19 protein-coding genes are annotated in these 23,855 nt (G+C 70.9%); 3 read left to right on the forward strand and 16 right to left on the reverse strand.

All coding sequences use genetic code 11. The features are described from left to right. The 6 genes from ABD927_RS15415 to ABD927_RS15440 form a co-directional block, all read right to left on the reverse strand. A partial coding sequence (locus tag ABD927_RS15415) for an ABC transporter ATP-binding protein (RefSeq protein ID WP_345250721.1) occupies window positions 1-815 on the reverse strand: 815 nt, incomplete at its 3' end. 22 nt (window positions 816-837) lie between these two features. Then, window positions 838-1,905 (reverse strand): extracellular solute-binding protein, encoded by a 1,068-nt coding sequence (locus tag ABD927_RS15420; RefSeq protein ID WP_345250722.1) that lies wholly within the window; start codon window positions 1,903-1,905, stop codon window positions 838-840. Between the two features lie 43 nt (window positions 1,906-1,948). Further along, window positions 1,949-2,845 (reverse strand): ABC transporter permease, encoded by an 897-nt coding sequence (locus ABD927_RS15425; RefSeq protein WP_345250723.1) that lies wholly within the window; start codon window positions 2,843-2,845, stop codon window positions 1,949-1,951. A 34-nt stretch (window positions 2,846-2,879) separates the two neighbouring features. Further along, the gene (locus ABD927_RS15430) at window positions 2,880-3,782 is read right to left on the reverse strand and encodes an ABC transporter permease (RefSeq protein ID WP_345250724.1); all 903 of its coding nucleotides are present in this window, start codon (window positions 3,780-3,782) and stop codon (window positions 2,880-2,882) included. Then, window positions 3,779-5,245: a dihydropyrimidinase gene (hydA, locus tag ABD927_RS15435; RefSeq protein WP_345250725.1), complete on the reverse strand. Its 1,467-nt coding sequence runs from the start codon at window positions 5,243-5,245 to the stop codon at window positions 3,779-3,781. The genes ABD927_RS15430 and hydA overlap by 4 nt, the downstream gene beginning before the upstream one ends. Window positions 5,246-5,549: 304 nt before the next feature. Further along, window positions 5,550-6,302 carry a GntR family transcriptional regulator gene (locus ABD927_RS15440; RefSeq protein ID WP_345250726.1) on the reverse strand — a complete coding sequence of 251 codons (753 nt, stop codon included), beginning with the start codon at window positions 6,300-6,302 and terminating at the stop codon, window positions 5,550-5,552. A gap of 147 nt (window positions 6,303-6,449) precedes the next feature. On the opposite strand from ABD927_RS15440, the gene ABD927_RS15445 reads away from it, so the two are divergent. Continuing rightward, on the forward strand, window positions 6,450-7,187 hold the full coding sequence (locus tag ABD927_RS15445; RefSeq protein ID WP_345250727.1) for a maleate cis-trans isomerase family protein: 738 nt from the start codon (window positions 6,450-6,452) through the stop codon (window positions 7,185-7,187). Window positions 7,188-7,197: 10 nt separating this feature from the next. Here the strand turns inward: ABD927_RS15445 and ABD927_RS15450 are convergent, their stop codons facing one another. Together ABD927_RS15450 and ABD927_RS15455 are read right to left on the reverse strand one after the other, a co-directional pair. After that, on the reverse strand, window positions 7,198-11,547 hold the full coding sequence (locus ABD927_RS15450; RefSeq protein WP_345250728.1) for an Lhr family helicase: 4,350 nt from the start codon (window positions 11,545-11,547) through the stop codon (window positions 7,198-7,200). Between the two features lie 32 nt (window positions 11,548-11,579). Next, on the reverse strand, window positions 11,580-13,376 hold the full coding sequence (locus ABD927_RS15455) for an ABC transporter ATP-binding protein/permease (RefSeq protein ID WP_345250729.1): 1,797 nt from the start codon (window positions 13,374-13,376) through the stop codon (window positions 11,580-11,582). A 223-nt stretch (window positions 13,377-13,599) separates the two neighbouring features. Here ABD927_RS15455 and ABD927_RS15460 point away from each other — a divergent pair, with 223 nt between their 5' ends. After that, window positions 13,600-13,875 (forward strand): hypothetical protein, encoded by a 276-nt coding sequence (locus ABD927_RS15460; RefSeq protein ID WP_345250730.1) that lies wholly within the window; start codon window positions 13,600-13,602, stop codon window positions 13,873-13,875. Window positions 13,876-13,887: 12 nt separating this feature from the next. Here the strand turns inward: ABD927_RS15460 and ABD927_RS15465 are convergent, their stop codons facing one another. Beyond that, window positions 13,888-14,904: a tripartite tricarboxylate transporter substrate binding protein gene (locus ABD927_RS15465; RefSeq protein WP_345250731.1), complete on the reverse strand. Its 1,017-nt coding sequence runs from the start codon at window positions 14,902-14,904 to the stop codon at window positions 13,888-13,890. Window positions 14,905-14,961: 57 nt separating this feature from the next. Further along, on the reverse strand, window positions 14,962-16,278 hold the full coding sequence (locus ABD927_RS15470; RefSeq protein WP_345250732.1) for a Rieske 2Fe-2S domain-containing protein: 1,317 nt from the start codon (window positions 16,276-16,278) through the stop codon (window positions 14,962-14,964). Between the two features lie 183 nt (window positions 16,279-16,461). Between ABD927_RS15470 and ABD927_RS15475 the strand changes: the two genes are divergently transcribed. Further along, a complete protein-coding gene (locus ABD927_RS15475; RefSeq protein ID WP_345250733.1) occupies window positions 16,462-17,766 on the forward strand; it encodes a LysR family transcriptional regulator in 1,305 nt (434 codons plus the stop codon). Between the two features lie 43 nt (window positions 17,767-17,809). Here ABD927_RS15475 and ABD927_RS15480 read toward each other — a convergent pair whose 3' ends face one another. The 6 genes from ABD927_RS15480 to ABD927_RS15505 form a co-directional block, all read right to left on the reverse strand. Continuing rightward, window positions 17,810-18,454 carry a YiaD family glycine zipper/OmpA-like lipoprotein gene (locus ABD927_RS15480; RefSeq protein WP_345250734.1) on the reverse strand — a complete coding sequence of 215 codons (645 nt, stop codon included), beginning with the start codon at window positions 18,452-18,454 and terminating at the stop codon, window positions 17,810-17,812. 142 nt (window positions 18,455-18,596) lie between these two features. Further along, window positions 18,597-19,421 (reverse strand): alpha/beta hydrolase, encoded by an 825-nt coding sequence (locus tag ABD927_RS15485; protein WP_345250735.1) that lies wholly within the window; start codon window positions 19,419-19,421, stop codon window positions 18,597-18,599. Between the two features lie 205 nt (window positions 19,422-19,626). Further along, a complete protein-coding gene (locus ABD927_RS15490; protein WP_345250736.1) occupies window positions 19,627-20,430 on the reverse strand; it encodes a DUF192 domain-containing protein in 804 nt (267 codons plus the stop codon). Between the two features lie 2 nt (window positions 20,431-20,432). Continuing rightward, window positions 20,433-21,344, reverse strand: coding sequence for a type II secretion system F family protein (locus ABD927_RS15495; protein ID WP_345250737.1), 912 nt, complete (start codon window positions 21,342-21,344; stop codon window positions 20,433-20,435). A 2-nt stretch (window positions 21,345-21,346) separates the two neighbouring features. After that, entirely contained in the window at window positions 21,347-22,201 is an 855-nt protein-coding gene (locus tag ABD927_RS15500; protein WP_425570263.1) for a type II secretion system F family protein, read from the reverse strand. After that, window positions 22,198-23,853, reverse strand: coding sequence for a TadA family conjugal transfer-associated ATPase (locus ABD927_RS15505; protein WP_345250738.1), 1,656 nt, complete (start codon window positions 23,851-23,853; stop codon window positions 22,198-22,200). Before ABD927_RS15505 ends, ABD927_RS15500 begins: the two co-directional genes overlap by 4 nt. Window positions 23,854-23,855 lie beyond the last annotated feature (2 nt).

Raw genomic sequence — 23,855 nt, forward strand, 5'->3', positions numbered from 1 at the left:
CCGCCGGCCGCCTGGCGCGGCGCGCCGGCCGGCGGCGCCAGCGGCTGGCCGCCGAACGACAGGCGGCCGGCGCCTTCGGCCGCGGCGGCGATGAAATTGATGCGGCCCACGAACTGCGCCACGAAGCGCGAGGACGGCCGCAGGTAAATGTCTTCCGCGCTGCCCTGCTGTTCGATCCGGCCGTGGTTCATCACCACGATGCGGTCCGACATGACCATCGCCTCGGTCTGGTCGTGGGTGACGTACAGCGTGCTGATGCGCAGCCGCTTCTGGATCGCGCGCAGCTCGTGCTGCATCGCCTCGCGCAGCTTCAGGTCCAGCGCGCCCAGCGGCTCGTCCATCAGCAGCACCTTGGGCGGATGGGCCACCGCGCGCGCGATCGCCACCCGCTGGCGCTGGCCGCCCGACAGTTCGGCCGGGTAGCGCTTGCCGATGCCTTGCAGCTTCACCAGTTCCAGCAGTTCGTGCACGCGGGTGCGGCGCTCGCCCTCGGTGGCGCCGCGCTGCTTCATGCCGAAGGCGATGTTGTCGGCCACGGTCAGGTGCGGGAACAGCGCATAGTTCTGGAACACCATGCCGACCTCGCGCCGGTTCGGCGGCACCCGCGTGACGTCGGCGCCGTCCATCAGGATGCGGCCGGCGCTGGGTTCGACGAAGCCCGCCACCATGCGCAGCGTGGTTGTCTTGCCGCAGCCCGAAGGCCCCAGCAGGGTCAGGAATTCGCCTTCGTGCAGGGCGAGGTCGAGTGCGGCCAGCACGGTCGCGCCGCCGTACCGTTTTTGCACCTGCTGCAGCGATACCTTGGGTTGCATCATGCCGGCTCCGTCGAGGCGAGGCTCATTTCGAACCGATCTTGCGGTTCCACTGCTGCACATAGGCCGCCTGGTCGACCTTGGAATAGTCGATCTGGTACATGCCGGCCACTTCTTCGGGCGAGAGCTTCATGAACGACAGCGACTTGTCTTTCTGCATCTCGGCCAGCGCGGCCTTGCTGGTCGGCACCTGGCCGCCTTCGGTGGAGGTGGCCATCTGCATCGGCAGCGACAGGAACCGGTTGATGATCCAGTCGACCGCGGCCGATTGCTTCGTGCCCTTGATCTTGACCAGATAGCCCTGCTTGAGGATGCCGACCTTGCCCGCCACCGGCACGTGGGTCATGCCCAGCGGCACCTGCTTCAGGCGCTGCACGTTGCCGGCCTGCGCCGCGGCGGCCCAGACGTCGCCGTTGGTGAGCTGGGTCTGCAGGTTGGAGGAGGACGACCAGAAGCTGGCCGGCGCGATCTTCTGGATCAGGTCCAGGCCCGGGCCGATATTGGCCTCGTTGCCGCCGGCTTCCAGCGACATGCCGACGATGGCCGGGATGGCGCCGCCGGCGCTGATGTCGGGCACCGAGACCTTGCCCTTCAGGCGCGGGTCGGCCAGGTCGGCGTAGTGGACCGGCGCCGGGATGCCGGCTTCCTTGAATTTTTCCTTGTTGTAGACGATGCCTTCCTGGGTGGCCCAGATCATCACCTTGTTCTTGTCGTGGGCCGAGGCCGGCAAGTTGGCCAGGTTGGGGATGGCGGCCTCGTTCAGCAGCTCGGTGAAGCCGCCGCGCGCCAGTGCCGGCAGGAAGTTGTCCATCGTCTCCATCATGTCGAACGGCGCCGGCTGGCCGCGCGCGGCGATCAGCTTGGCCATGTTCTGCGCCGGCTGGCCCAGCACGTATTCGACCTTGCCGCCTTCGGCCTCGAACGGCTTGCCCACGTACTGGTCGACGATGTCGCGCCACTTGCCGCCGAAGGTCGCGACCTTGACCGTCACGCCGTCGAACTGCCCGGCCCGGGCGGCGCCGGCGCCGCCGGCCAGCAGCGCGGCGGCGGCCACCGCCATCAGTTTCTTCGACAGGAGATGCTTCCGGTTCATGCTGTTTCCCCAGGGATTGGATGGAGGTGGGTGGCGCCCGCCGTCAGTCGGCGCCTCCGGTCTTGACGAACACGTCGAGCCCGAAGAGCTTCTGCACGGCCAGGACGGCGGCCAGAGAAAACACGGTGACCAGGGTGGAGACCGCGAGAATGGTCGGTTCGAAGTCGAACTGCATCGAGTTGAAGACCTCGACCGGGAAGGTGACCCGCTGCGGCCCGGTCAGGAACACGCTGATCGGCACTTCGGAAAACGACACCATGAAGGCGTACAGCGCGCCGGTGAACACGCCCGGCTTGAGCACCGGCAGCGTGACCTGCACGAAGGCGCCCCAGCGGCTGGCGCCCAGCACCAGCGCGGCTTCTTCCAGCGCGCCGTCGAAGCGCTGCAGCACCGCCACCAGCGTGCCCACCACGTAGGGCGTGGCGGCGAAGGTGTGCGCGATCAAAAGGCCGGCGAAGCTGTTGTTGGCGTACCAGCCGGTCAGGTCGCCCACCATGTAGTAGGCCTGCAGGAAGGCCAGGCCGCTGACCACGCCCGGTATCTGCAGCGGCGCGCGCATCAGCGCCAGCAGCACGGCCTTGCCCGGCACGTTGGAACGCACCAGGCCGATCGCGGCCGAGATGCCCAGCAGGCTCGACAGCACGGCACAGGCCAGCGCCAGCCTGACCGACAGCCACAGCGCGTCGTAGTAGCGGGCCGGGATGTTGCGGTAGGAATCCAGCGTGAAATGCTCCGGCGGGAAGGTGACGTAGGCGCGCTGGCCGTAGTCGAACGAGGCGATGGCCACGTACAGGATCGGGCCGAGCAGGAACAGGTAGGTGACGGCCAGCATGGCGGCGCAGGCCACGCGGCCGCCCATGCGCCCGCGCGCCGGCCTGCCGGCGGCGCGCGTGCTGCGGCCGGGCGCGGCCAGGCGTTCGGATCCGGCCACGGCGTTCATCGGGCAGCCCTCTTGCCGCCGCGCTGCATCGGCCTCATGCCATCACCCCCTTGCGCATCCGCGACACCGCGGCCACCGAGGCCAGGTTGATCGCCAGCACGGTCACCAGCAGCAGCGCGGCCAGTGCCGCCGCCATGCCGTAGTTGGTTTCGAGCAGCATGGTGCGCTGGATCACCACCGGCACGGTCAGCACCTTGCCGGCGCCGATCAGCGCGGTGGAGGTAAAGCCGCCCACGCTCACGTTGAAGATCACCAGCGCGCCCGACAACAGCCCCGGCAGCGCCAGCGGCAGCACCACCTGGCGGAACACGCCGGCCCGGCTGGCGCCCAGGCCGAGCGCCGCCTCTTCCAGCGAACGCGGGATGGTGATGACCACGCTGTAGAACAGCAGCACCGCGAAGCCGAGCGAATAGTGCGTCAGGCCGATCACCACGCCGGTCATGGTGCCCAGCAGCGTGACCGGCTGGTCGGCCAGTCCCAGCCCCAGCAGCAGCTTGTTGAACGGGCCGTTGGCGCTGAAGATCAGGATCAGGCCCAGCACCTTGACCACGATCGACACGAAGGAGGACACCACCACCGCCGCCAGCAGCGCCAGGCCCCAGCGCGATTTCATGCGGGCGATGATGTAGGCGGTGGGGAAGGCCAGCGCCAGCGTCAGCGCGGTGGCGGCCAGCGAGGCGCCCACCGAGCGCCGCAGCGTGTCGAGGTAGAAGCCGTCGGAGAACAGCTGCGCGTAGTTGTGCCACTCGAACGTATCGCCCGACTGTCCCATGCCGAGGTCGCGCAGGAAACTGCCCTTCAGGAACACGAACTGCGAGACCGCCAGCAGCGCCAGCGAGACCAGCAGCGAAGGCAGCATCACCCATTCCCAGCGGACGCCGGACGCGGCGGCGCCAATGGCCGAAACGGGCGGTGCGGTGCGGGCGGCGGCCGTCATCGCTGCGCCAATCCCGCGAACAGCCCCGCCGCCGGGCGCGGCGCGCGCGCCGCCGGCAGCAGCGTGGGCCGGCCGCAGTCCAGGAAGCGGCCCTGGCCGCGCGTGGCCAGGCATTGCGCGCCATCCCACACGACCTCGCCGCGCAGCAACGTGCAGCCGGGCCACGCGCGCAGGCGCATGCCCTCGTACGGCGTGTAGTCGGCGGCGTGGTGCAGCATGTGGTTGCCGATCGTGATCTCGCGCTCGTCCCAGATCACCAGGTCGGCGTCGGCGCCGACCGCGATCGTGCCCTTGCGCGGATGCAGCCCGTAGGCGCGCGCCGGCGCGGTGGCGGTCAGTTCGACGAAGCGCTGCGGGGTCAGGCGGCCGGCCAGCACGCCTTCGGAGAACAGCAGCGGCAGCCGGGTCTCGATGCCCGGGATGCCGTTCGGGATGTGGTGGAACGCCACCTCGGCGCCGCCGGGGCGCTTGCCGTCGTCGCCGGCATAGCGGAACGGCGCGTGGTCCGACGAGAACACCGTGAACATGCCGTCGGCCAGCGCGTCCCACAGCACCGGCTGGTTGGCGCGGTCGCGCGGCGGCGGGCTGCAGACGCACCTGGCGCCGGTATAGGCGTCGTCGATGCCGAGGTCTTCGGCGGTCAGGAACAGGTACTGCGGACAGGTCTCGGAAAACACCTGCAGGCCGCGCGCGCGGGCCCAGCGGATCTGCTCGACCGCCTCGCGGCCCGACACGTGCACGATCAGGATCGGCACGTCGACCAGTTCGGCCAGCGCGATGGCGCGGTGCGAGGCCTCGCGCTCCACCAGCATCGGCCGCGAATGGGCGTGGAAGCGCGGCGCGACGTGGCCGGCGCTTTCCAGGCGCTGCGTGAGCCAGGCGATGCAGTCGGCGTTCTCGGCATGGATCATCGGCATCGCGCCGTGGGCGCGGGCCACGGCCAGCACGTCCAGGATCTGGCCGTCGTCCAGCTTCAGGTCGTCGTAGGTCATGTAGATCTTGAACGACGTGTGGCCTTGCGCGATCAGTTCGGGCAGTTCGACATCGAGCACCTCGCGCGAGGGATCGCTGACGATCAGGTGGAAGGCGTAGTCGACCCCGGCGCGGCCGGCGGCGCGCTCGTGGTAGTCGCGCACCGCGGCGCGCAGCGACTGGCCGCGCGCCTGGGCGGCGAAGGGAATGACGGTGGTGGTGCCGCCGCAGGCGGCCGAGCGGGTGCCGGTCCAGAAATCGTCGGCCATGCGGGCCGGCCCTTCCATCGGCTGGTCCAGGTGGCAGTGGCCGTCGACCCCGCCGGGCGTGACGAAGCGGCCGGCGGCGTCGATCTCGCGCGCCGCCGCCGGCAGGCCTTCGCCCAGCGTGACGATGCGGCCGCCGCGGATGCCGATGTCGCAGCGGGAGACGTCGGCCGCGGTAACGACCTGGCCGTTGCGGACGACCAGGTCCAAAGCCGGGGCGGTCATCGGCACACCCGGTCGGCGGCTGGGCGGCAGCGGAAAGACGCGGTGCTCATGGGCTTGCTGGCTCCGGGAGGGGGCGGCGCGGGAAGCGCGGGCGCCCATGCCCGGGTTGAAGCAAACACCGTGCCAAAATTGTACACAATGGGAATTCGCGTTGTGCCCTGGCGTCGGCGGGCTTTGCACCTCCACGACTTACCCTATGGGTGCACAATGTTGGCGTTGCATTGTGCACAAAGTTGGTTGCCGCGGGCCGCAAGCCCACCACGCTGGTGCAGAGGCGATTCTTGGCCCCGAGGGGCGGCGCCCGTCAGCCCAGCAACACGGCCGCCAGGTCGACCTCGGCCGGCTCTTCGGCATCCAGCCGCAGCGAGTGCTCGATATGGTTCAGGTGCTCGACCATCAGCGCCGCCGCCGTGCGCTGGTCGCCGGCCTCGATCGCGTCGACCAGCCGTTCGTGTTCGTCGTTGGGGCAGGCGGCCGCGGTGGGCGCTTCGAATGCCAGGATGGCCAGGCAGGTGAGCGGCGTCAGTTCGCGCAGCATGCGGCTGAGGATGCTGCTGCCGGTAAGCACGGCCAGCGTGACGTGGAATTCGCCCGACAGCCGCACGGCGGAGCGGCGGTCGCCGGCCGCATGCGCCTGCCGCTCGCGCGTCACCAGCGCGCGCAGCTCGGCAACCGCGCCCGGCGCCTTGCCGGCCGCGATGCGGCGGATCAGGCGGTCGAGCACCGCCGGTTCCAGCGTGCGGCGCACGGCGAGCACGTCGCGCGCTTCGTCGGCGCTGGGCATGTAGACGAAGGCGCCGCGGTTGGGAATCAGCGATACCAGCTGCTGCACGGCCAGCCGCTGCAGCACGCCGCGCACCTGGGTGCGGCTGACGGAGAACAGTTCGGCGATGCGTTCTTCGGTGAGCTTGGTGCCGGGCAGCAGGCGGTGTTCGACGATGGCGGTGTAGATGCGCTCGTAGATGTCGGCCTTGGGCGCCGGCGGCTCGGCCGCGGGCCGGCGGCGGCCGGCGGTGGCGGCGCGCACGGGCCGCGAAGATGAGGCGTTGGCTTTCAATTGGATTCGGGCGATGCGAAGGCGGGCTCGGCGATGCGCCAGGGATTGGGCTGCACTTTGGATACGAACGCTTCAAACATGGTATCCAATGAGCTAGAGTGTGACACGATCGGCGCCGCGGCGCCACTTTCACTTCATGGAGCAACGATGGCCGGGCGTACTTTGCTGGGCATGCTGACCCCTTCGTCCAATACCACGCTGGAGCCGGTCACCACGGCGATGCTGGCGGAACTGCCGCAGGCCAGCGCCCATTTTTCGCGGTTCCGGGTGACGGAGATCGCCTTGTCGGACCAGGCGCTGGGGCAGTTCGACCACAGCGGCATCCTGGCCGCGGCCGAACTGCTGACGCACGCGAAGTGCGAGGTGATCGGCTGGAACGGCACCTCGGCGGGCTGGCTGGGGTTCGATACCGATCGCCGGCTGTGCGAGGCGATCGAGCAATCGACCGGGGCGCGTGCCTGCACCTCGGTGCTGGCATTGAACGAGATCCTGGAGAAGACCGGCGCCACGCGTTTCGCGCTGGTGACGCCGTACCTGGACGACGTGCAGGCGGCCATCGTCGACAACTACCGGCGCGCCGGCTTCGACTGCGTGGCCGAGCGGCACCTGGGGCTGCGGGACAACTTCTCCTTCGCCGAGGTCACGGCGCAGCAACTGCGCGAGATGGTGGCCGGCGTGATGTCCGGCCCGGGGCCCCGGCCGCAGGCGGTGGCCATTCTTTGCACCAACCTGCGCGGGGCGCCGTTGGTGCCGGAACTCGAGCGTGAGTTCGGCGTGCCGGTGTACGACAGCATCGCCACGGTGGTCTGGAAAGCGTTGCGGTTGGCGGGGGTCGATACCGGGGCGATTACGCAGTGGGGGAGTCTGTTTCGGCTGGTGGCGTAGGGTATTTCAATCAGCGCCGGACCACCAGCGCCGTTCGCAGCCGCTCGCGTTCGGCCGGGTCGAAGTCGCCCAGGTACTGCAGTTCGCCGCCCACCGCCGCCGCCACCGGCGCGCCGTCGCGCAGCAGCAGGCGGTTGCCGGCCAGGGAAGGGATGCGGTCGCCGGGCAGCAGGGTGCCGGCCAGGTTCAGCGGGTCGACGGCCGAGATGCAGACCAGCGTGCCGTCGGGGGCGCGGCGGCGGGCTTCGCGCAGCAGGGGGATGGCTTCGGGGAGGGCGAACTGTTCGCCCGCCAGGCCGGCCACGAAGCGGCCGCCGCGGATTTCGCCGCGGGCTTCCAGGCGGTGCAGGACGGGGAGCAGGTCGCGCCAGGGGGGAAGCCACGAGGCTTCGCGTTCGAGCAGGCGCCAGAAGATGACGCCGTAGCGGCGCAGCAGGGTCAGCGCGACGTGTTCGAGGGCGGCCTGGCGCGCGCTGCGGGTATCGGTGGCGTCGTCCGGCGCGGGCCGGCGTACCAGGGCCCAGCGGCCGGCTTCTTCCATGCCGCCGGGGGCGGCGCCGCGCGCCCGGCGGCGGGCCGAGGCGGTGCGGCGCGAGGCCGGCTGCAGCAGAATGCGCAGGCCGGCGAAACTGTCGGCGGTGACCTGGCCGGCGGCCACCAGTTCGCCCAGCGCGGTTTCCAGTTCGCCGGGCAGCAGGCCGGTGTCGGCCTGCAGCTCGTCGAAGAACATGGCGCCGTGGCGTGACAGGGCAGCGTGTACGCGTTGGGCGCGGGACGAGACGGCGGGCGGTTCGCTGTCCTCGGACAGGGCTTGCCAGGCGGCGAGCTGGCGGCGCGGCAGCAGCACGATGGGAGTGGCGCGCACCGGGCCGGCACCGCGCGGCGTGCCGCCTGCGGCGCGCGCCGGGGCGCCTGCGCGCAGCCAGGCGGTGCGGCCGGCGCGGCACAGTTCGTCCAGCCAGTCGGGGGCGTAGCCGTCCAGCCGCGCGGGCAGCAGGTCGGCTTCCCAGGCGCCGGCGGCGGCTTCGAAGCCTTCCAGTTGGGCGACGGCCTGGGCCAGGGCGTCGCGGCCGCGCAGGCGGGTGTCGGGCGAGAGATGCTGCCAGTCGCACAGGAAACGCACGAAGTCCTGGCGTTCCACCGGCTCGATCTCGCGCCGCAGGCGGCCGATGGTGTAGCGATGGATGCGGGCCAGCAGATGGCGCTCGCACCATTGCTCGGCGGCAGCGCCGGGCGTGAAGCGGCCGGCGAGCACGTAGCCTTCGGCCTGCAGCCGGGCCAGCGCGATGGCGACCTCGGATGCGGGCAGGCCGAGCGGCGCGGCGATGTGGGGAAGGTCTTGCGGGCCGAAGCCGGACAGGCGGGCGCGGATCAGTTCGACGATGGCGTCGTCGCGCTCCCAGGTCTCGCCGCCCGCGTCCAGCGGTGGCTCATGCGGCGCATCGGGATGGACGGCGGTCATGCAGGACAGGCGTTCGCGCGCTACCCATAATGCACCGCCAGGGATCGGCAACCGCGTGGCGTGGCCGCTGCCGGCCAGTTCCGCCAGCCAGGCCGGCCAGCCTTCGTTGGCCTGCGCCTCGGCGTCCGCCACGGCGCCCAGCGCCATCAGGGCCTCATGCATCTCGTCGCGGTCGCGCACGCGCGGCCAGGCTTCGTCGGCCACCGCGTCGATCGCGCCGGCGTCGAGCGCGCCCAGGTCGTCCGGCGACGCCGGATCGCTCCAGCGCCGGCGCTGCACGGCCTGGGTGCGGCGTTCTTCCAGCGGCGCGTCGTCGAGGAAGGCGTAGGGCCGCGCGCTGAGGATTTCCATCGCCAGCGGCGACGGCGCCGGCAGGTCGCGCGCAATCAGGCGCAGCTCGCCGCCTTCGATCCGGCGCAGCAGCTGCAGCCAGCCTTCGGCGTCCATCGCGTCGTGCAGGCAGTCGTCCAGCGTCTGGTCCACCAGCGGGTGGTCGGGCAACTGGCGTTCGCCCACCACGTTCTCCAGGCAGGCCGACTGGTCGGGGAAGACGGCGGCCAGCAGGTCGTCGCTGCGCATCCGCTGCAGCTGCGGCGGCACCTTGCGGCCGCCGGCGAAGCGCGGCAGCGCCAGCGCGGTGGCGGCGTTCCAGCGCCAGCGCACGTTGAACATCGGGGCGTCCAGCAGCGCCTGGACCAGCACGTGCTCGGCACTGTCCGAGCGCAGGTAGCGCCACACCTCGTCCAGCGCGAAGCTGTGGCCTTCGGACAGCGACAGCACGATCGCGTCTTCGGTGGCGGCCGCCTGCAGTTCGAAGTTGAAGGTGCGGCAGAAACGCTTGCGCAGCGCCAGGCCCCAGGCGCGGTTGATGCGGCTGCCGTACGGGGAATGCACGACCAGCTGCATGCCGCCGGATTCGTCGAAGAAGCGTTCCAGCGCCAGCATGCCGGTGCCGGGCAGCGCGCCCAGCGCGGCGCGCGCCGGCGCCAGGTATTCGATGATCTGGCGGGCGGCGGCGGGATCGAGCCGCAACTCGCGTTCGAGCCAGGCGATGGCGGCGTCGAGGTCGGGGGCGGGGCCGTCGCCCAGCGCGCGGTCCACCGCCGCGCGCAGCCGCGCCACGCCGGCCGACAGTTCGTCGCTGCGGCCCGGCGCTTCGCCCAGCCAGAACGGGATGCTGGGCGGCGCGCCGTGGGCGTCCTCGACCCGCACGCGGCCGGCCTCGACCCGCAGGATGCGGTACGAGGCGTTGCCGAGCTGGAAGATGTCGCCGGCCAGGCTTTCCACCGCGAAGTCTTCGTTGACGGTGCCGATCGACAGCCCTTGGGGCTCCAACAGCACGGCGTAGTCGGCGTTGTCGGGAATGGTGCCGCCGGAGGTGACCGCCGTCAGCTTCGCGCCGCGGCGGGCGCGCAGCGTGCCGGCCACGGTGTCGCGGTGCAGGGCGGCGCCGCGCACGCCGTGGCGGCTGGCGTAGCCTTCGGCCAGCATGCGCACCACGGCGTCGTAGCGGTCGCGTTCGAGGTCGGCATACGGGTCGGCCCGGCGCACGAGTTCGAACAATGCGTCTTCGCCCCATTCGCGGCAGGCCACCTCGGCCACGATCTGCTGCGCCAGCACGTCCAGCGGCGCATGCGGGATGCGCAGCGTGTCGAGTTCACCGCGCCGCACGCAGTCGAGCAGCGCCGCGCATTCGACCAGGTCGTCGCGCGAGACCGGGAACAACCGCCCCTTGGAAACGCCGCCCACCTGATGGCCGGCGCGCCCCACGCGCTGCAGGAAGGCCGAGATGCCGCGCGGCGAACTCACCTGGCAGACCAGGTCGACGTCGCCGATGTCGATGCCGAGTTCCAGCGACGCGGTGGCGATCAGCACGCGCAGTTCGCCGCGCTTGAGGCGCTGTTCGGCGTCGAAGCGGTGTTCCTTGGCCAGGCTGCCGTGGTGGGCGGCGACCGCGGCCTCGCCCAGCCGCTCGGCCAGGTGGCGCGCGGCGCGTTCGGCCATGCGCCGGGTGTTGACGAAGATCAGCGTGGTGCGGTGCTGCGCGGCCAGTTCGGCCATGCGGTCGTAGACCCGTTCCCAGACGTCGTTGGCCATCACCGCTTCGAGCGGCACCGGCGGCAGCTCCAGCGCCAGGTCGCGCCTGCGCGCGTGGCCGACGTCGACGATCTGCGCCGGCGGGCCGCCGCGCCCCGACAGGAAGCGCGCCACCGCCTCCAGCGGTTTCTGTGTGGCCGACAGGCCGATCCGCACCGGCGGCCGGGGGCATAGCGCATCGAGCCGCGCCAGGCTCAGCGCCAGATGGCTGCCGCGCTTGCCGTTGGCCAGCGCGTGGATCTCGTCGACGATCACGGTGCGCGCGCCGCCCAGCATGCGGCGGCCGCTGTCGGAGCTGAGCAGGATGTACAGCGATTCAGGCGTCGTCACCAGGATGTGCGGGGCCTGCCGGCGCATCGCGTTGCGTTCCTGCGGCGCGGTATCGCCGGTGCGCACGGCGGTGCGGATGCCCGGGTCGGGCAGGCCCAGCCGGGACAGCTCGCGCCCGATGCCTTCGAGCGGCGCCTCCAGGTTGATGCGGATGTCGTTCGACAGCGCCTTCAGCGGCGACACGTACACCACCAGCGTGGCGTCGGGCAGCGCGCCGCCGGCGGCCACGCCTTCGCGCACCAGTTCGTCGATGGCGGCCAGGAAGGCGGTGAGCGTCTTGCCCGAGCCGGTGGGGGCGGCCACCAGCGTCGGCCGGCCGGCGCGGATCAGCGGCCACGCGCGGGCCTGCGCCTCGGTGGCGGCCGGGAAGGCCGAGCGGAACCAGCCCGCCACGGCGGGATGGAAACCCGACAAGGGATCGGCGGCCGGCGCCGATGCCGCGCGGCGGACGGCGGTTCGGGGAGGCGTCATGACAGGCTATATGGGGGCCGTCGACGCCGTGCTCAAGGCGTGGCGCGCAGGCTCCAGCCGCCGCCGCCGTCCAGTTCCAGGCGGTGGGTGTGGAAGCCGTCCAGCGTGCTGCGGTGGCCGATGCTCACCAGCACGCTATTGGCCAGTTCGGACCGCAGCAGCGTGTACAGCGCATGCTCCAGTCCTTCGTCGGTGGCCGAGGTGGCCTCGTCCAGGAACACCACCCGCGGCCGGTTGTACAGCACCCGCGCGAACGCCAGCCGCTGCTGTTCGCCGATCGACAGGATGCGGGACCAGTCGGCCGGCTGGTCGAGGTGGTCGGCCAGGTGGCCGAGGCTGGTCTTGAGCAGCGCGTCGAGCAGGCGGGATTCGTCGCCGTGGCCGGCGGTGCCGGGGTAGGCGATGGCGGTGCGCAGATCGCCCAGCGGCAGGTAGGGGCGCTGCGACAGGAACAGCGCCTGGGCGCCGAGCGGCCGCCGCACGCGGCCGCGGGCGTGCGGCCACAGGCCGGCCAGCGAGCGCAGCAGCGTGGTCTTGCCGCTGCCCGACGGCCCTTTGATCAGCAGGGCCTGGCCCGGCAACACCCGCAGCGCCAAATCTTCCACCAGCGGCCCGCCGTCGGGCCGGGTCACGTACAGGCGTTCGATGTCGAGCGCGTCGGGCTGCGCTTCGGTGTCGATGACGGGCAGCTCGCGCGCCTTGCGGTTGGCGTCCATGAAGCCGGTCAGGCGGTCCAGCGTGGCGCGGTACTGGGCGAAGGTGTCATACGAGGTGCGGAAGAACGACAGCGCGTCCTGTACCTGGCCGAAGGCCTGGGAAGTCTGCATGACGTCGCCCAGCTTGATCGCGCCGCTGAAAAAACGCGGCGCCTGCACGATGAACGGAAACACGACCGCGATCTGGCTGATCGTCAGGTTGAAACCGTCGAACTTCAGCGTCCGGAACACCAGCGCCCACAGGTTGCCGATCAGCGCCATGAATCGCCGCCACAGGGTATCGCGCTCGACCGGCGCGCCCTGGTAGAAGGCGATGTTCTCGGCGTATTCGCGCAGCCGCACCAGCGCGTAGCGGAAGTCGGCGCTGAGTTTTTCGTTCAGGAAATTCAGGCGGATCAGCGGGTGGCCCAGCTTGAAGGCGATCAGGGTGGCGACGATCACGTACAGGTAGACGATGAACACCATCGCGCGCGGGATCTCGATGCCGGCCAGCGACAGCCCGGCCGACAGGCTCCACAGGATGGCGGTGAATTCCACCAGCGAGACCAGCGAGCTGATCGCGCCGACAGCCAGCGTGCGGGAGCTGATGACGAAATTGGCGATGTCCAGTTCGATGCGCTGGTCGGGGTTGTCGATCGGGCGGTCGAGGAATTGTTCGCGGTAGTAGGCGTTGCCGCCCAGCCAGTCGCGGGTCAGGTGGTCGCTCAGCCAGGTGCGCCAGCGGATATCGAACGCCTGTCCCACGTAGTAGGTGACCAGTTCGCGCAGCACGTGGATGGCGGCCAGGATGGCGAAAATGCCGAGGAAGGTCCAGAAGGCCCTCTGGTCGAGCGCCTGCAGGGCGCTGTAGAAGCCGTTGTACCAGTACGAGAACAGCACCGTCATCCGTACCGAGAACATGGCGAGGAACAGCAGCAGCGCGCAGGTCAGCAGCGGCCGCCAGCTGCGGCGAGGGGTCAGGTAGGGCCACGCGATCTGCATGAATTGGCGGCCCCACCGCGTGTAGCGGGCCAGCGCCCAGGCGATGGCGGTGAAGCCCACGCCCGTGATCAAGAATGCCTCGACGAGCCAGATCAGGCTGCTCGCCAGTTGTTGATTCCAGTCCAGTGCCATGTCTTGCCTGCGATCCTCGGTCGGAAAAGATTCGGGCCGGGCGGCGGCGCGCCGCGGCCGACCGCGCATTGTCGCGCAAACCGGTCGCGGCGCCGGATTTTTTCGGCGCGGCGGGCCGCATCCGGGAAGGGCGGGTACGGTATTTGCGGAGGCGCGGCCAGCGAGCGGGCGTTTCCCCGGGCCGTCAGGGCCCGGCGCCCCCAACCATGAGGAGGCCTGCGCCATGAGTTTCGATCCGGAAGCCAAAGCCGAACCGACCTGCGTCCGTTTCAGAATCCGCCTGCCTGACGGCGGGATGAACACCGCCGCCGTCAGCGCCCGGGCGCTGGTGGAATGTTTCGGTGCCGAAATGAACGCCGATAGCCTGCTCGACTGCTATCGGAAGCACTTCCGCGCCATCCATGCCACCGCCTGCGAACGCGGCGAACCGGCGTCCGACGGCGGCGTGCTGGTGACCGCCTCGTCGCTCCGAGGCCGGACGGCGGACTGCCCGCTCTGAGCCGCGGCGGGCTCAATTCATCGAGATGTGGTTTTTGCGGATGATCGCATCGGCGCTGGCCGATTCATTCCGCATGATCGTCAGCAATTGCTGGGGCGAGCCCGTGGCCACGTCCAGCCCGATGCCTTCGAGCCGTTCCTTGACGCGCGGGTCCGACAGTACCGCGTGCAGTTCGGCGTTGAGCCTGGCCACGACCGGCGCCGGCGTGCTGCGCGGCGCCATGAAGGCGTACCACATATTGGCCTCGACGCCGCCGATGCCGGCTTGCTGCAGCGTGGGCACCTCGGGCGCGCGCGGGTTGCGGCGCGGGCTGATGATGGCCAGCGATACCAGCTTGCCCGATCTGACGAAGGGCAGCGCCTGGTGGATCGGGACCAGCGCGACGTCGATCTGGCCGCCCATCAGGTCGTTGAGCGCGCCGGCGCTGCCTTTGTAGGGAACGTGCAGCATGTCGATGCCGGCGCGTTCCTTGATCATTTCCATCTTCAGGTGCTGCGAGGTGCCAACGCCGGGGGACGAATAGTTCAGCCTGGCCGGGCGCGCGTGCGCCTGGGCGATCAGGTCGGCCACGCTCTTGATGCCGGTGCCTGGATTGGTCACCAGCATCAGCGTGCCGTAGCCGGCCAGCGTGATCGGCGCCACGTCGTCGATTGGGTTGAACGACATCGAAGGGTACAGGTGGGCCGCCGCCATCGTGCCTTCGCCGGCGATCAGCAGCGTGTAGCCGTCGGGCGCGGCGCGCGCCACCTGGCTGGCGCCGATCAGGCTGCTGGCGCCCGGGCGGTTCTCCACCACCACCGGCTGGCCCAGCCGCTGCGACAGCTGAGGGCTGACTTCGCGGGCGATGCTGTCGTAGCCGGTGCCGGGCGTGTACGGCACCACCAGCCGGATCGGCTGAGTCGGATAGGTCTGCGCAGTGGCACTGGCGCCGGCGGCCAGCAGCAGGGCGGCACAGGCCTGCGCGGCGCCGCCGCGCAGGCGGGCCATGAGGCCGGCGGACCGGCGCGTAGCGGGGTGGCGGGTCGTCATGATGATGTCCTCGGAAAGGCCGGCCAAGCGGCGTGACGGGATAGGCGCAGGGCCTGCTCAGCCGGGCATCGGCGCCAGGTTTTCCTGCGGCGTGGCGGCGGCGTGCATCAGGCGCGCGGCGCCTTGCGCCACCGGCACGCCGGCGGGCAGCAGCACCGTGACGGGCCGCACGTTGAAGAGCTCGCCGGCGGCGGCCGCGCGCGGCGCCTGGCCGGCCTGCAGCTCGCGCGCCAGCTTCAGCATCAGGCGGCGGAAACGCACGATGGCGAGGTCGGACTGGCCCAGCCGTTCCTTGCTGCGATCGACGATCGTGCCCATGCTTTCCTGCACCGCGGCGTCCTGGTTCTGGATGCCGTCGATGCCGGTGAAGTTGTCGCGCCGCTGCCTGTCGCGGTCCAGGCCGTAGTCGTTGTCCATGTTGAGCGTCGGGTAATAGCGCTCGTCGATCGGGCCCCAGATGCCGTTGCGTCCCTGCAGGAACTCCCGCTCTTCGGGCGAGTAGACGTGGTGCGGGCTGGCATGGAACGACCAGGTCCAGCACTGGTGGTCGTCGATCGGCACCCAGGCGTGGCCGTAGTAGGCGGCGCGTTCGCAGCCGTCCGGGTCGACGGTGGGCGGCGTCAGCGTGTAGAACGGCAGCAGGAATTGGGTGACGCGCCAGTAGTAGGTGCCGGGATCGGCGTTGCGGCGCGCATTGATGAGCAGGCCGTAGTCGGCGTCGTCGACGCTGAACACCGGGTGGCGGTCCAGCTCCAGGTATTTCCACGACAGCGGCGAGTCCTGGAACTTGAACGGATTGGGCTGCTTGACGTTGTGCTTGTGCAGGAACGATACGTGGCTCGAATCGATGCCGCCTTCCACCGCCTGGGCCCAATTGGAGCGCTGGACGCGCTTGGTCACGGTGCGCTGCGTTTCGGGCATGCGCGACCATTCGAAGTCGGGCAGCGGCGGCGGCGCGTCGCCGCCCATGTAGACCCAGATCACGCCGCCGCGCTCGGCCGCCGGGTAGGAGGTCAGCTTCACCCGGCGCGCGATGCCGTTGTCCACCGGCTCCGACGGCGTTTCCAGGCACTGGCCGTCCACCCCGAACTTCCAGCCGTGGTAGACGCAGCGAATGCCGTTTTCCTCGTTGCGGCCGAAGTACAGGTGCACGCGGCGGTGGGCGCAGTAGGCGTCGAGGATGCCGATGCGGCCATCGGTGGCGCGGAAGGCGACCAGGTCTTCGCCCAGCAGGCGTAGCTTGACCGGCGCGCCGTCCGGCTCGGCCAGCTCTTCTTCCAGCAGCGCCGGCAGCCAGAAGCGGCGGAACAGATTGCCCATCGGGGTGCCGGGGCCCACCTGGGTCAGCAGGGTATTGTCGGCAGCGTTAAGCACGGTTTGTCGTCCTTGGGAAAGAGGCGCCGGGCGCGATGGGCAAATGTTGAGGTCGGCGGTACACCGCGCGATAGTTCATTTTTCGGCGTTCCCGATTCCCATTTTTTATGGACGGCGCAGGGCCGGCGGCATCGCGTTGCACGGTTTTTGCTTATTGCCGTGGGTCATCAGAGAGGTAGCAACATGCCTGCGATTTCCCTTGCGGCCGATACGTCCCGTCCGGCTTCCCGCTATCCCGGCGGAATCGAGCCCAATCTGCGCCGATTGCGCATGGCGCTGGCGGTCATCGACTGCGGCAGCGCGCATCGGGCCGCCGGGAAACTGCACCTAACGCAGTCATCGCTAACCAAAGCGGTGCAGGAGCTGGAACGCGCGGCCGAGGTGCCTCTGTTCCTGCGTACCAGCCGCGGCATGGTTGCCACCCGCTTCGGCCACATCCTGGCCGGCCGCGTGCGGCGCGCCTTGTCCCACATCGAGGCAGCCGAACAGGAGCTGCGCGAGGCCGGGCCCGAGGCGCCGCCCTGCGCGGGCTTCTGTGGCAAGGTCACGCACCGCCAGCTGGCGGCGCTGATCGGCATCGCCGATCACCAGACCGAATCGGGCGCCGCGCGCCGCATGTCGCTGTCGCAACCGGCCGTGACCGCGGCGCTGCGCGAACTGGAGCGGCTGGCGGGCAGCCAGTTGTTCCACCGCACGGTCAAGGCCATGATCCCGACCGCCGGCGGCGAGATCCTGATCCGGCGCGCCAAGCTGGCGTTCGCCGAGATCATGGCCGCGGGGTCCGACATGTCGTCGCTGCAGGGCCAGCTTACCGGCCGGGTGGTGGTGGGCTCGCTGCCGATGGCGGGCGCGCTGCTGGCGCCGCGGGCGATCAACCGGCTGCTGCGCGAGCATCCCGGCCTGCAGGTATCGGTGGTGGAGGGCACTTTCCAGTCGCTGATCCAGGGCGTGCTGTGCGGCGACGTCGACATCATCATCGGCGCCCTGGACTATCCGACGCCGCCGTGCGACATCGTCAAGGAGCATCTGTTCGACGACCGGCTGTCGATCGTGGTCCGCAAGGGGCACCGGCTGGCCTCGCGCGCGCGGCTCGACATGGCGGACCTGGCGGGCGCGCAGTGGGTGGTGCCGCGCGCCGGCACGCCGGCGCGCATGTACCTGGACCGCATCGCCGGCGAGGCCGGGCTCGACCTGGGCAGCAACCCGATCGAGTCGAACTCGCTGTTCACGGTCCGCACGCTGTTGCTGGAGTCCGACCGGCTGGCCATCATCTCGCGCCACCAGATCGAGATCGACGAATCGGCCGAGCTGCTGCAGATCCTGCCGCTGGACCTGGAAGGGCTGTCGGTGCCGATCGGGGTGGGTACGCGCGCCGACGGCGCGCCGTCGGCCGGGGTGAAGGCCTTCCTGCGGCATCTGCACGATCTGGGCGACGAGATCGATGCGTCGCAGGCCGTGCGCGCGCAGCCTTTGAGCAAGGCCGGCTAGGCGCAGAAGAGAAGGAAGGGGCGGCCCGGGCCGCCCCGGTGCGTCATTGCTTGACGGCGTACAGGTAGATTTCGATGCGGCGGTTGGCGGCCCGGCCTTCGGCCGTGTTGTTGTCGGCGACCGGATCGTTGGGGCCGCGGCCTTCGGCGCTCAGCCGGCCGGGGGCCACGCCCTTGCTGGCCAGGTAGTTGGTGACCGAGGTGGCGCGGTTGACAGACAGCGTCTGGTTCATCGCCAGCTGGCCGGTGTTGTCGGTGTGGCCGACGGCGCGCGCGTACAGGGTGGGGTTCTGGTTCAGCGCATTGGCCACGCTGTCGAGCACGGGCAGCAGCGCCGGCTTGAGCTGGTAGCTGCCGGTATCGAATGAACCGCCGCTGGGCACGTTGACCTTGAGCGTGCCGTCGGGCTGTTCGGTCACGTCGATGCCCAGGCTCTGGGCGCCGGGGGCCTGTTCGACGTCACGCTTGATCTTGCTCCAGTTGTAGCCGACCAGGCCGCCGGCCACGGCGCCGACGCCGGCGCCGATCGCGGCGCCCTTGGAGTTGCCGAACAGGGCTCCCAGCCCTGCGCCGAGCGCGGCGCCGCCGCCGGCCCCGACGGCGGTGTTTTGTTGTTGCTGGTTGGCGCAGCCGGCAGTGAACGCGGCCAACGCCGCGATGACCGCGACTCTGGGCAGAGAGATGTGCATATGACGCTCCTGAAGTTATTGCTATGGGTATGAGCCCTAGCGATGTTATCTGCAATGCCTGGGCGGATACGGCAACAATTTGTGTGCGTTGCAGTCAGGAGCGCGAAGATCGGCGCTTTTTGCCGACAGCGGCGCGGCGGCGTCAGCGTCCGGCGGTCTGTTCGCGCACGAAGCGCTTCATGTGTTCCAGCGCGTCGAGCGTGGCCGGGGCATCGGGCTTGGCGGTCATGAAGACGTGGGGCTCGCCTTCGTACTTCAGCACTTCGGCGCGGCCGCCCGCCGCGCGGTAGGCGGCGCCGAACATGTCGGCACGGTAGTGGTCGACGTTGCCGTCTTGCGTGCCCTGGATCAGCAGCGCGTTGGGCAGCGGCCGCTCGAATTCGCCGCGTTCGACGATCAGTTGCGGATTGCCTTTTTCCATGTCGGCCACGCTGGGCCAGAACTGGTGGTGGGCGTCGACCAGGCGGTCGATGCCCTTGGCCGTCACCATTTTGTAGCGCGCCAGCGGATCGACGATGGGCCAGCACAGGATCACGTAGTCGAACAGGCCGCCGGTGCCGGGTTCTTCTGCGTAGAGCGGATCGTTCGGCCGCAGCAGGTTCAGCGCCATCAGGTGGCCGCCGCTGGAGGTGCCCAGGCCGCCCACCAGCTCGCGCCGGCTGCCCAGGTCGCGCGCGTGCCGCAGGGCCCAGCGCAGGCCGGCGTTGACGTCGGCCACGGTGTCGGGGTAGCGCGCCACCGGCGGCAGGCGGAAATCGATCGCGAACACGGCGATGCCGTCGCGCGCCAGCGCCTCGTGGATCGACGCGTTGGTAAGGCGATCGCCATTGATCCACGCGCCGCCGTGCACGTCCACCAGCAGCGGCGTTTCGCCGGCGCCGCGCGGGCGGTAGAGCCGGCCCGACAGCCGCTGGCCGGCAACCTGCCTGAACTCGATGTCTTCTGTGTCGAAATCAAAACCGCACATGATGTCTCCTGGGGGCGGCGTCGCCGGGGGAAGGGCGGCCGCGTCGGGCGGTATTGTCGCGCATTTCAGGGGCGGCTTCGGCGGTGCGCCGCGGGGCCCGGCGTAGCGGTTCCAGGCGCGGCGGTTCCAGGCGCGGCGGACAGTCAGGGCACCCGAACGGCAAGGCCCTGGCCGCCCGGCAGCGACGCCGCCCGCTTGTCGAAGGTCACGAAGACATCGGCGCCCAGCCAGGTGCCGTCGTAGGCAATGACGCCGTCGACGAAATCTCCGCCGGCGGCCTTGTGGGGTGCGATATCGGCGTCGCCTGCGTCATGGCGGGCGTCGGCTGGGCGGAGGCGTCATTGCTGCGGAAGGTGACCAGCATCATCAGCAGGATGGCCACGGCCAGGTCGCGGCGCGGGGTGGGGTAGCCGCGGCCGGTGAAGCGCCGCACCGCCCAGATGATCGCCACGATCGCGCAGCCGAACAAGACCGACGCCATGAAGGCGCCGAGGTATTGGAGCAGCAAGGGGAGGCGGGCTTCGATGGGGCCGTCGGGCAGGGGGCCGCGGAAGGCGTTGACGGCGACGAACATGATGGCCAGGGAGGCTATGAAGGCGCCCCAGGAGAGGTCTTGGTCGGAGAATAGTTTCACGGCGGTCGGGCGAGGCATTGGCGGATCGGGCAGTGTAAACGACGCGTCGGGCGGGCCTCCCGCCGCCGGCGTCGCGCCGGGAGGCCGTAGCGCCATGCCGTGTCGCCAACCCCCGCGGACCGATTCTCCGGCTCGCGCCTCCGCCACCGCGGCGGCTGCGGGGCAGAACGCGATGCGCCATGGTCGCAGTTCCGGCACGATGCGCACGATGCGGCCGTGCCGGTCGATGAAGGCGACGTCGAGGGCGTGCCGCATGCCGAAGGTGTGCACGGCCTTGCAGGGCGCGATCCACAACGCCTCGCCGGGCGCGAGGGGCGGCCGGCCCAGCAGGCCGCGCAGCCGGGCGCCGAAGGTCGTGGCCAGGCGCCAGCGCATGGTCAGCCCGCCAGTTCCAGCAGCCTGACCGCGATCGGGAACGCGATCACGACGAAGGTGCACGGGAATATGCATGCGATCAGGGGCAGCAGCATTTTCACCGGCGCTTCCAGCGCCAGTTTCTCGGCCTGCAGGAAGCGTTCGGTGCGCCGCTGGTCGGACTGTGCGCGCAGCAGCGGGGCTAGGTTCATGCCGAGCGTGTCGGCCTGCACCAGGGCGTGGACCAGGGCGCGCAGCGCCGGCTCGTCGACGCGGTCGGCCAGGTCGCGCAGGGCCTGGGTGCGCGGCAGTCCGGCGCGGACGTCGCCGTGCAGGCGCATCAATTCGTCGCGCAGCGGGCCCGCCGGCCCCTTGGCGGCCGCCTGCTGCAGGGCGGCCGGCAGGCCGAGCCCGGCTTCGACGCACAGCGTGGCCATGTCCAGCATGAAGGGCAGCGCGCGCACGATGCGGCGGTTGCGCTCGCGCACGCGTTCGCGCAGCCAGCAGGCCGGCAGTGCCGCGCCCGACGCGGCGCCCGCCAGCCCGGTGCCGGCCATCGCCATGGGCGAGGCCCCGGCCGCCGCCGCCAGCGCCACGCCTGCCGCGGCGAGCAAGGTGCCCGCCATGCATTGCATGCCGTGATAGTGGACCGCATCCAGCTCATGGCGCAGGCCGGCGCGGCCCAGCCCGCGTTCGATGGCGCGCCGCCGCCGCGGCGACAGCCATCCCGACGCCGCCCGTCCGGCCGCAGCCGCCAGCCGTCCCCATACCCGGTACGGCAGCGGCCGCCGCTGCAGCAGCGCCGGCGGCGCGCTGTGCGCCAGCCAGGCATGCAGCCACGCCGCGGCGGCTGCGGCGCCAATGGCCGCCGCAACCGCCGCCAGCCAGGGCACGGCCAGCATCGCGGCAGATGGCATCTCGGTTGGCGGGGCCATGCTCACACCTCTATTCGGACGATGCGGCCGATCATCCATAGTCCGAGCGTTTCCAGCGCTGCGACCGCCGCGATCACGGCCCAGCCGGCCGGCGTGGTGAACAGCGGCCGCATGGCGTCGGGTTCCAGCTCGTAGAGCACCCAGGCCATGAGCGGCGGCAACGCGCCTACCACCCTGGCCTGCAGCCGGCCCTGCGCGGTCAGCGCGCCGATGCGGCCTTCCATGTGCAGCCGGGCGCGTACCGTCGCCGCGATGCGCTCCAGCGTCTCGGCCAGGCTGCCGCCCGTATCGGTGGCGATGCGCAGCGCCGATACCACCAGGTTGCAGGTCTCGGTGGGCAGCCGTTCGAACAGGTGGCACAGCGCGTCGTCCAGCGTGACGCCCAGCCGCTGTTCGGCCAGCACCAGCCCGAGCTCCTGCGCCAGCGGCGCCGGCGATTCGATCACCAGTTGGCGCAGCGCCGATTGCAGGCCGGCGCCTGCCCGCAAGGCGCCGCCCAGCGCCATCAGGGCATCGGGCAACTGGGCGTCGAAACGGCGCATGCGCCGCCGCCGCAGCCAGGCCGAGGCGCGCGCCGGGCAGGCCAGGCCCGCCGCCAGCCCGGCCGCCGCGGCCGGCCAGCTCTGCCACGCCAGTCCCGCCAGCAGCGCGCAGGCGCAGGCGAATGCCAGGCTGGCGGCCCACAACTGGTGGATGTCCACGAACAGGAACAGCTCGCCCATGCGCAGGCGGGCGTGTTCGGCGAAAGCGGCGCGATAGCGGGCGGCGGCATCGACCATGACGCGCTGGGCGAGCCAGGCCAGCAGCGCGGCGGCCGCCATCGCCGCCCCGGCGGCGGCCCAGGCCGCGGCCGTCACGGCGCGCTCCCGGCCGCGCCGCCGTCCACTGGCGTGGCGGCGCAGAACAGCGCCGGCTCGACCGCCACGCCGCCCGCCCGCCAGGCGTCGAAGAAGCTGGGCATCAGTTCGCAGCCCCTGAACGCATGGCGCTCGAAGCGGAACAATTCCTGCGTCTGCACGCGGCCGCTCTCCACGCCGCCGACCTCGACGATGGACGTCACGCGGCGCTGGCCGCCCGCCGCGCGGGCCTGCTGCACGACGATGTCGACGGCCGCGGCGATCTGCTCTCTGATGGCCGCCAGCGGCAGCTCCATGCCGGCCATCAGCACCATCGTTTCCAGCCGCGCGATCGCGTCGCGCGGCGTATTGGCATGCAGCGTGGTCAGGGAGCCCTCGTGCCCGGTGTTCATCGCCTGCAGCATGTCGAGCGCCTCGGCGCCGCGGCACTCGCCTACCACGATGCGGTCGGGCCGCATCCGCAGCGCGTTGCGCACCAGGTCGCGGATGGTGACGGCGCCGCGGCCTTCGAGATTGGCCGGCCGCGCCTCCAGCGATACCAGATGTTCGTGCGCCAGCCGCAGCTCGGCGGCGTCTTCGATGGTGACCACCCGTTCGCCGGGCGGGATGCAGTCCGACAGCACGTTCAGCAGCGTGGTCTTGCCCGAGCCCGTGCCGCCCGATACCACGATGTTCTTGCGGTGCTCGACGCACAGCTGCAGGAAGCGCGCCATCGGCGCGTCGAGCGAGCCGGCCGCCAGCAGGTCGGGCATGGCCAGCCGGCGCGCGGGGAAGCGGCGTATGGTCAGCGCCGGGCCCTTGAGCGCGAGCGGCGCGATGACGGCGTTGACGCGGGAGCCGTCGCGCAGCCGCGCGTCGACCATCGGCGAGCTTTCGTCGATGCGGCGGCCCAGCGGCGCGACGATGCGCTCGATCACGCCCAGCACCGCGCGGTCGCTGCTGAACGCGGCCGGATGGCGGTGCAGCGTGCCGGCGCGTTCCACGTAGACCTCGTCGTGGCGGTTGACCATGATTTCAGACACCTCCGGATCGGCCAGCAGCGATTCGAGCGGCCCCAGCCCGACCGCTTCGTCGATCACCCGCCGCCGCAAGGCCTGCCGGTCGAGCGACGGCGGGATGTCGGCATCGGCTTCGGCGATCAGCCCCGCCAGCAGGCGGCCGGCCTCTTCGCGCAGGGCGGCGTCGCTCATCGCCGCCACGTCGCGGCGCCGCATGTCGAGCGCTTCGAGCAACCGCAGGTGCAGCCGGCGCAGCCATTCGCCGGCCTGGGGATCGTCCGGGCCGGCGCTCGCGGGCGGCGCGGCGGGAAAGGCCGGAGCCTGCGCGTGGGCGGCCGGCGGCGGCGCGGCCGGGGCGCCGCGGATACCATCGCCGCGCACCCGCAGCATCGCCGCGCCGACGAAGATCTCGTCGTCGGCCGACAGCGGACCGAAATGCGAAATCCGCCGGCCGTTGACCAGGGTGCCGGCCAGCGATCCCAGGTCTTCGACGAACACGCCTTCGGCCGTCTCGGCCAGCCGCGCGTGCATCCGGGCAACCCGCCAGCCGCGCAGCCGGACCGCGCACAGCTCGGCGCGGCCGATGGTGGCGGGCGAGTCCACGGCTAGCGCGTGGCGCGAGCCGTCCTCGTTGGAAATATCGATCTGCAGCATGA

This window comes from Pigmentiphaga soli, from assembly GCF_039541095.1.
GTDB lineage: Bacteria > Pseudomonadota > Gammaproteobacteria > Burkholderiales > Burkholderiaceae_B > Pigmentiphaga > Pigmentiphaga soli.

Bases quoted from the DNA above. Each gene is read 5' to 3' on its own strand.
- ABD927_RS15485 (WP_345250735.1), bottom strand. From the start codon at position 19,421: ATGTGCGGTTTTGATTTCGACACAGAAGACATCGAGTTCAGGCAGGTT.
- ABD927_RS15430 (WP_345250724.1), bottom strand. From the start codon at position 3,782: ATGACGGCCGCCGCCCGCACCGCACCGCCCGTTTCGGCCATTGGCGCC.
- ABD927_RS15450 (WP_345250728.1), bottom strand. From the start codon at position 11,547: ATGACGCCTCCCCGAACCGCCGTCCGCCGCGCGGCATCGGCGCCGGCC.
- ABD927_RS15420 (WP_345250722.1), bottom strand. From the start codon at position 1,905: ATGAACCGGAAGCATCTCCTGTCGAAGAAACTGATGGCGGTGGCCGCC.
- hydA (WP_345250725.1), bottom strand. From the start codon at position 5,245: ATGACCGCCCCGGCTTTGGACCTGGTCGTCCGCAACGGCCAGGTCGTT.
- ABD927_RS15455 (WP_345250729.1), bottom strand. From the start codon at position 13,376: ATGGCACTGGACTGGAATCAACAACTGGCGAGCAGCCTGATCTGGCTC.
- ABD927_RS15490 (WP_345250736.1), bottom strand. From the start codon at position 20,430: ATGCGCTGGCGCCTGGCCACGACCTTCGGCGCCCGGCTGCGCGGCCTG.
- ABD927_RS15460 (WP_345250730.1), top strand. From the start codon at position 13,600: ATGAGTTTCGATCCGGAAGCCAAAGCCGAACCGACCTGCGTCCGTTTC.
- ABD927_RS15505 (WP_345250738.1), bottom strand. From the start codon at position 23,853: ATGCTGCAGATCGATATTTCCAACGAGGACGGCTCGCGCCACGCGCTA.
- ABD927_RS15465 (WP_345250731.1), bottom strand. From the start codon at position 14,904: ATGACGACCCGCCACCCCGCTACGCGCCGGTCCGCCGGCCTCATGGCC.
- ABD927_RS15475 (WP_345250733.1), top strand. From the start codon at position 16,462: ATGCCTGCGATTTCCCTTGCGGCCGATACGTCCCGTCCGGCTTCCCGC.
- ABD927_RS15495 (WP_345250737.1), bottom strand. From the start codon at position 21,344: ATGGCCCCGCCAACCGAGATGCCATCTGCCGCGATGCTGGCCGTGCCC.
- ABD927_RS15480 (WP_345250734.1), bottom strand. From the start codon at position 18,454: ATGCACATCTCTCTGCCCAGAGTCGCGGTCATCGCGGCGTTGGCCGCG.
- ABD927_RS15445 (WP_345250727.1), top strand. From the start codon at position 6,450: ATGGCCGGGCGTACTTTGCTGGGCATGCTGACCCCTTCGTCCAATACC.
- ABD927_RS15425 (WP_345250723.1), bottom strand. From the start codon at position 2,845: ATGAACGCCGTGGCCGGATCCGAACGCCTGGCCGCGCCCGGCCGCAGC.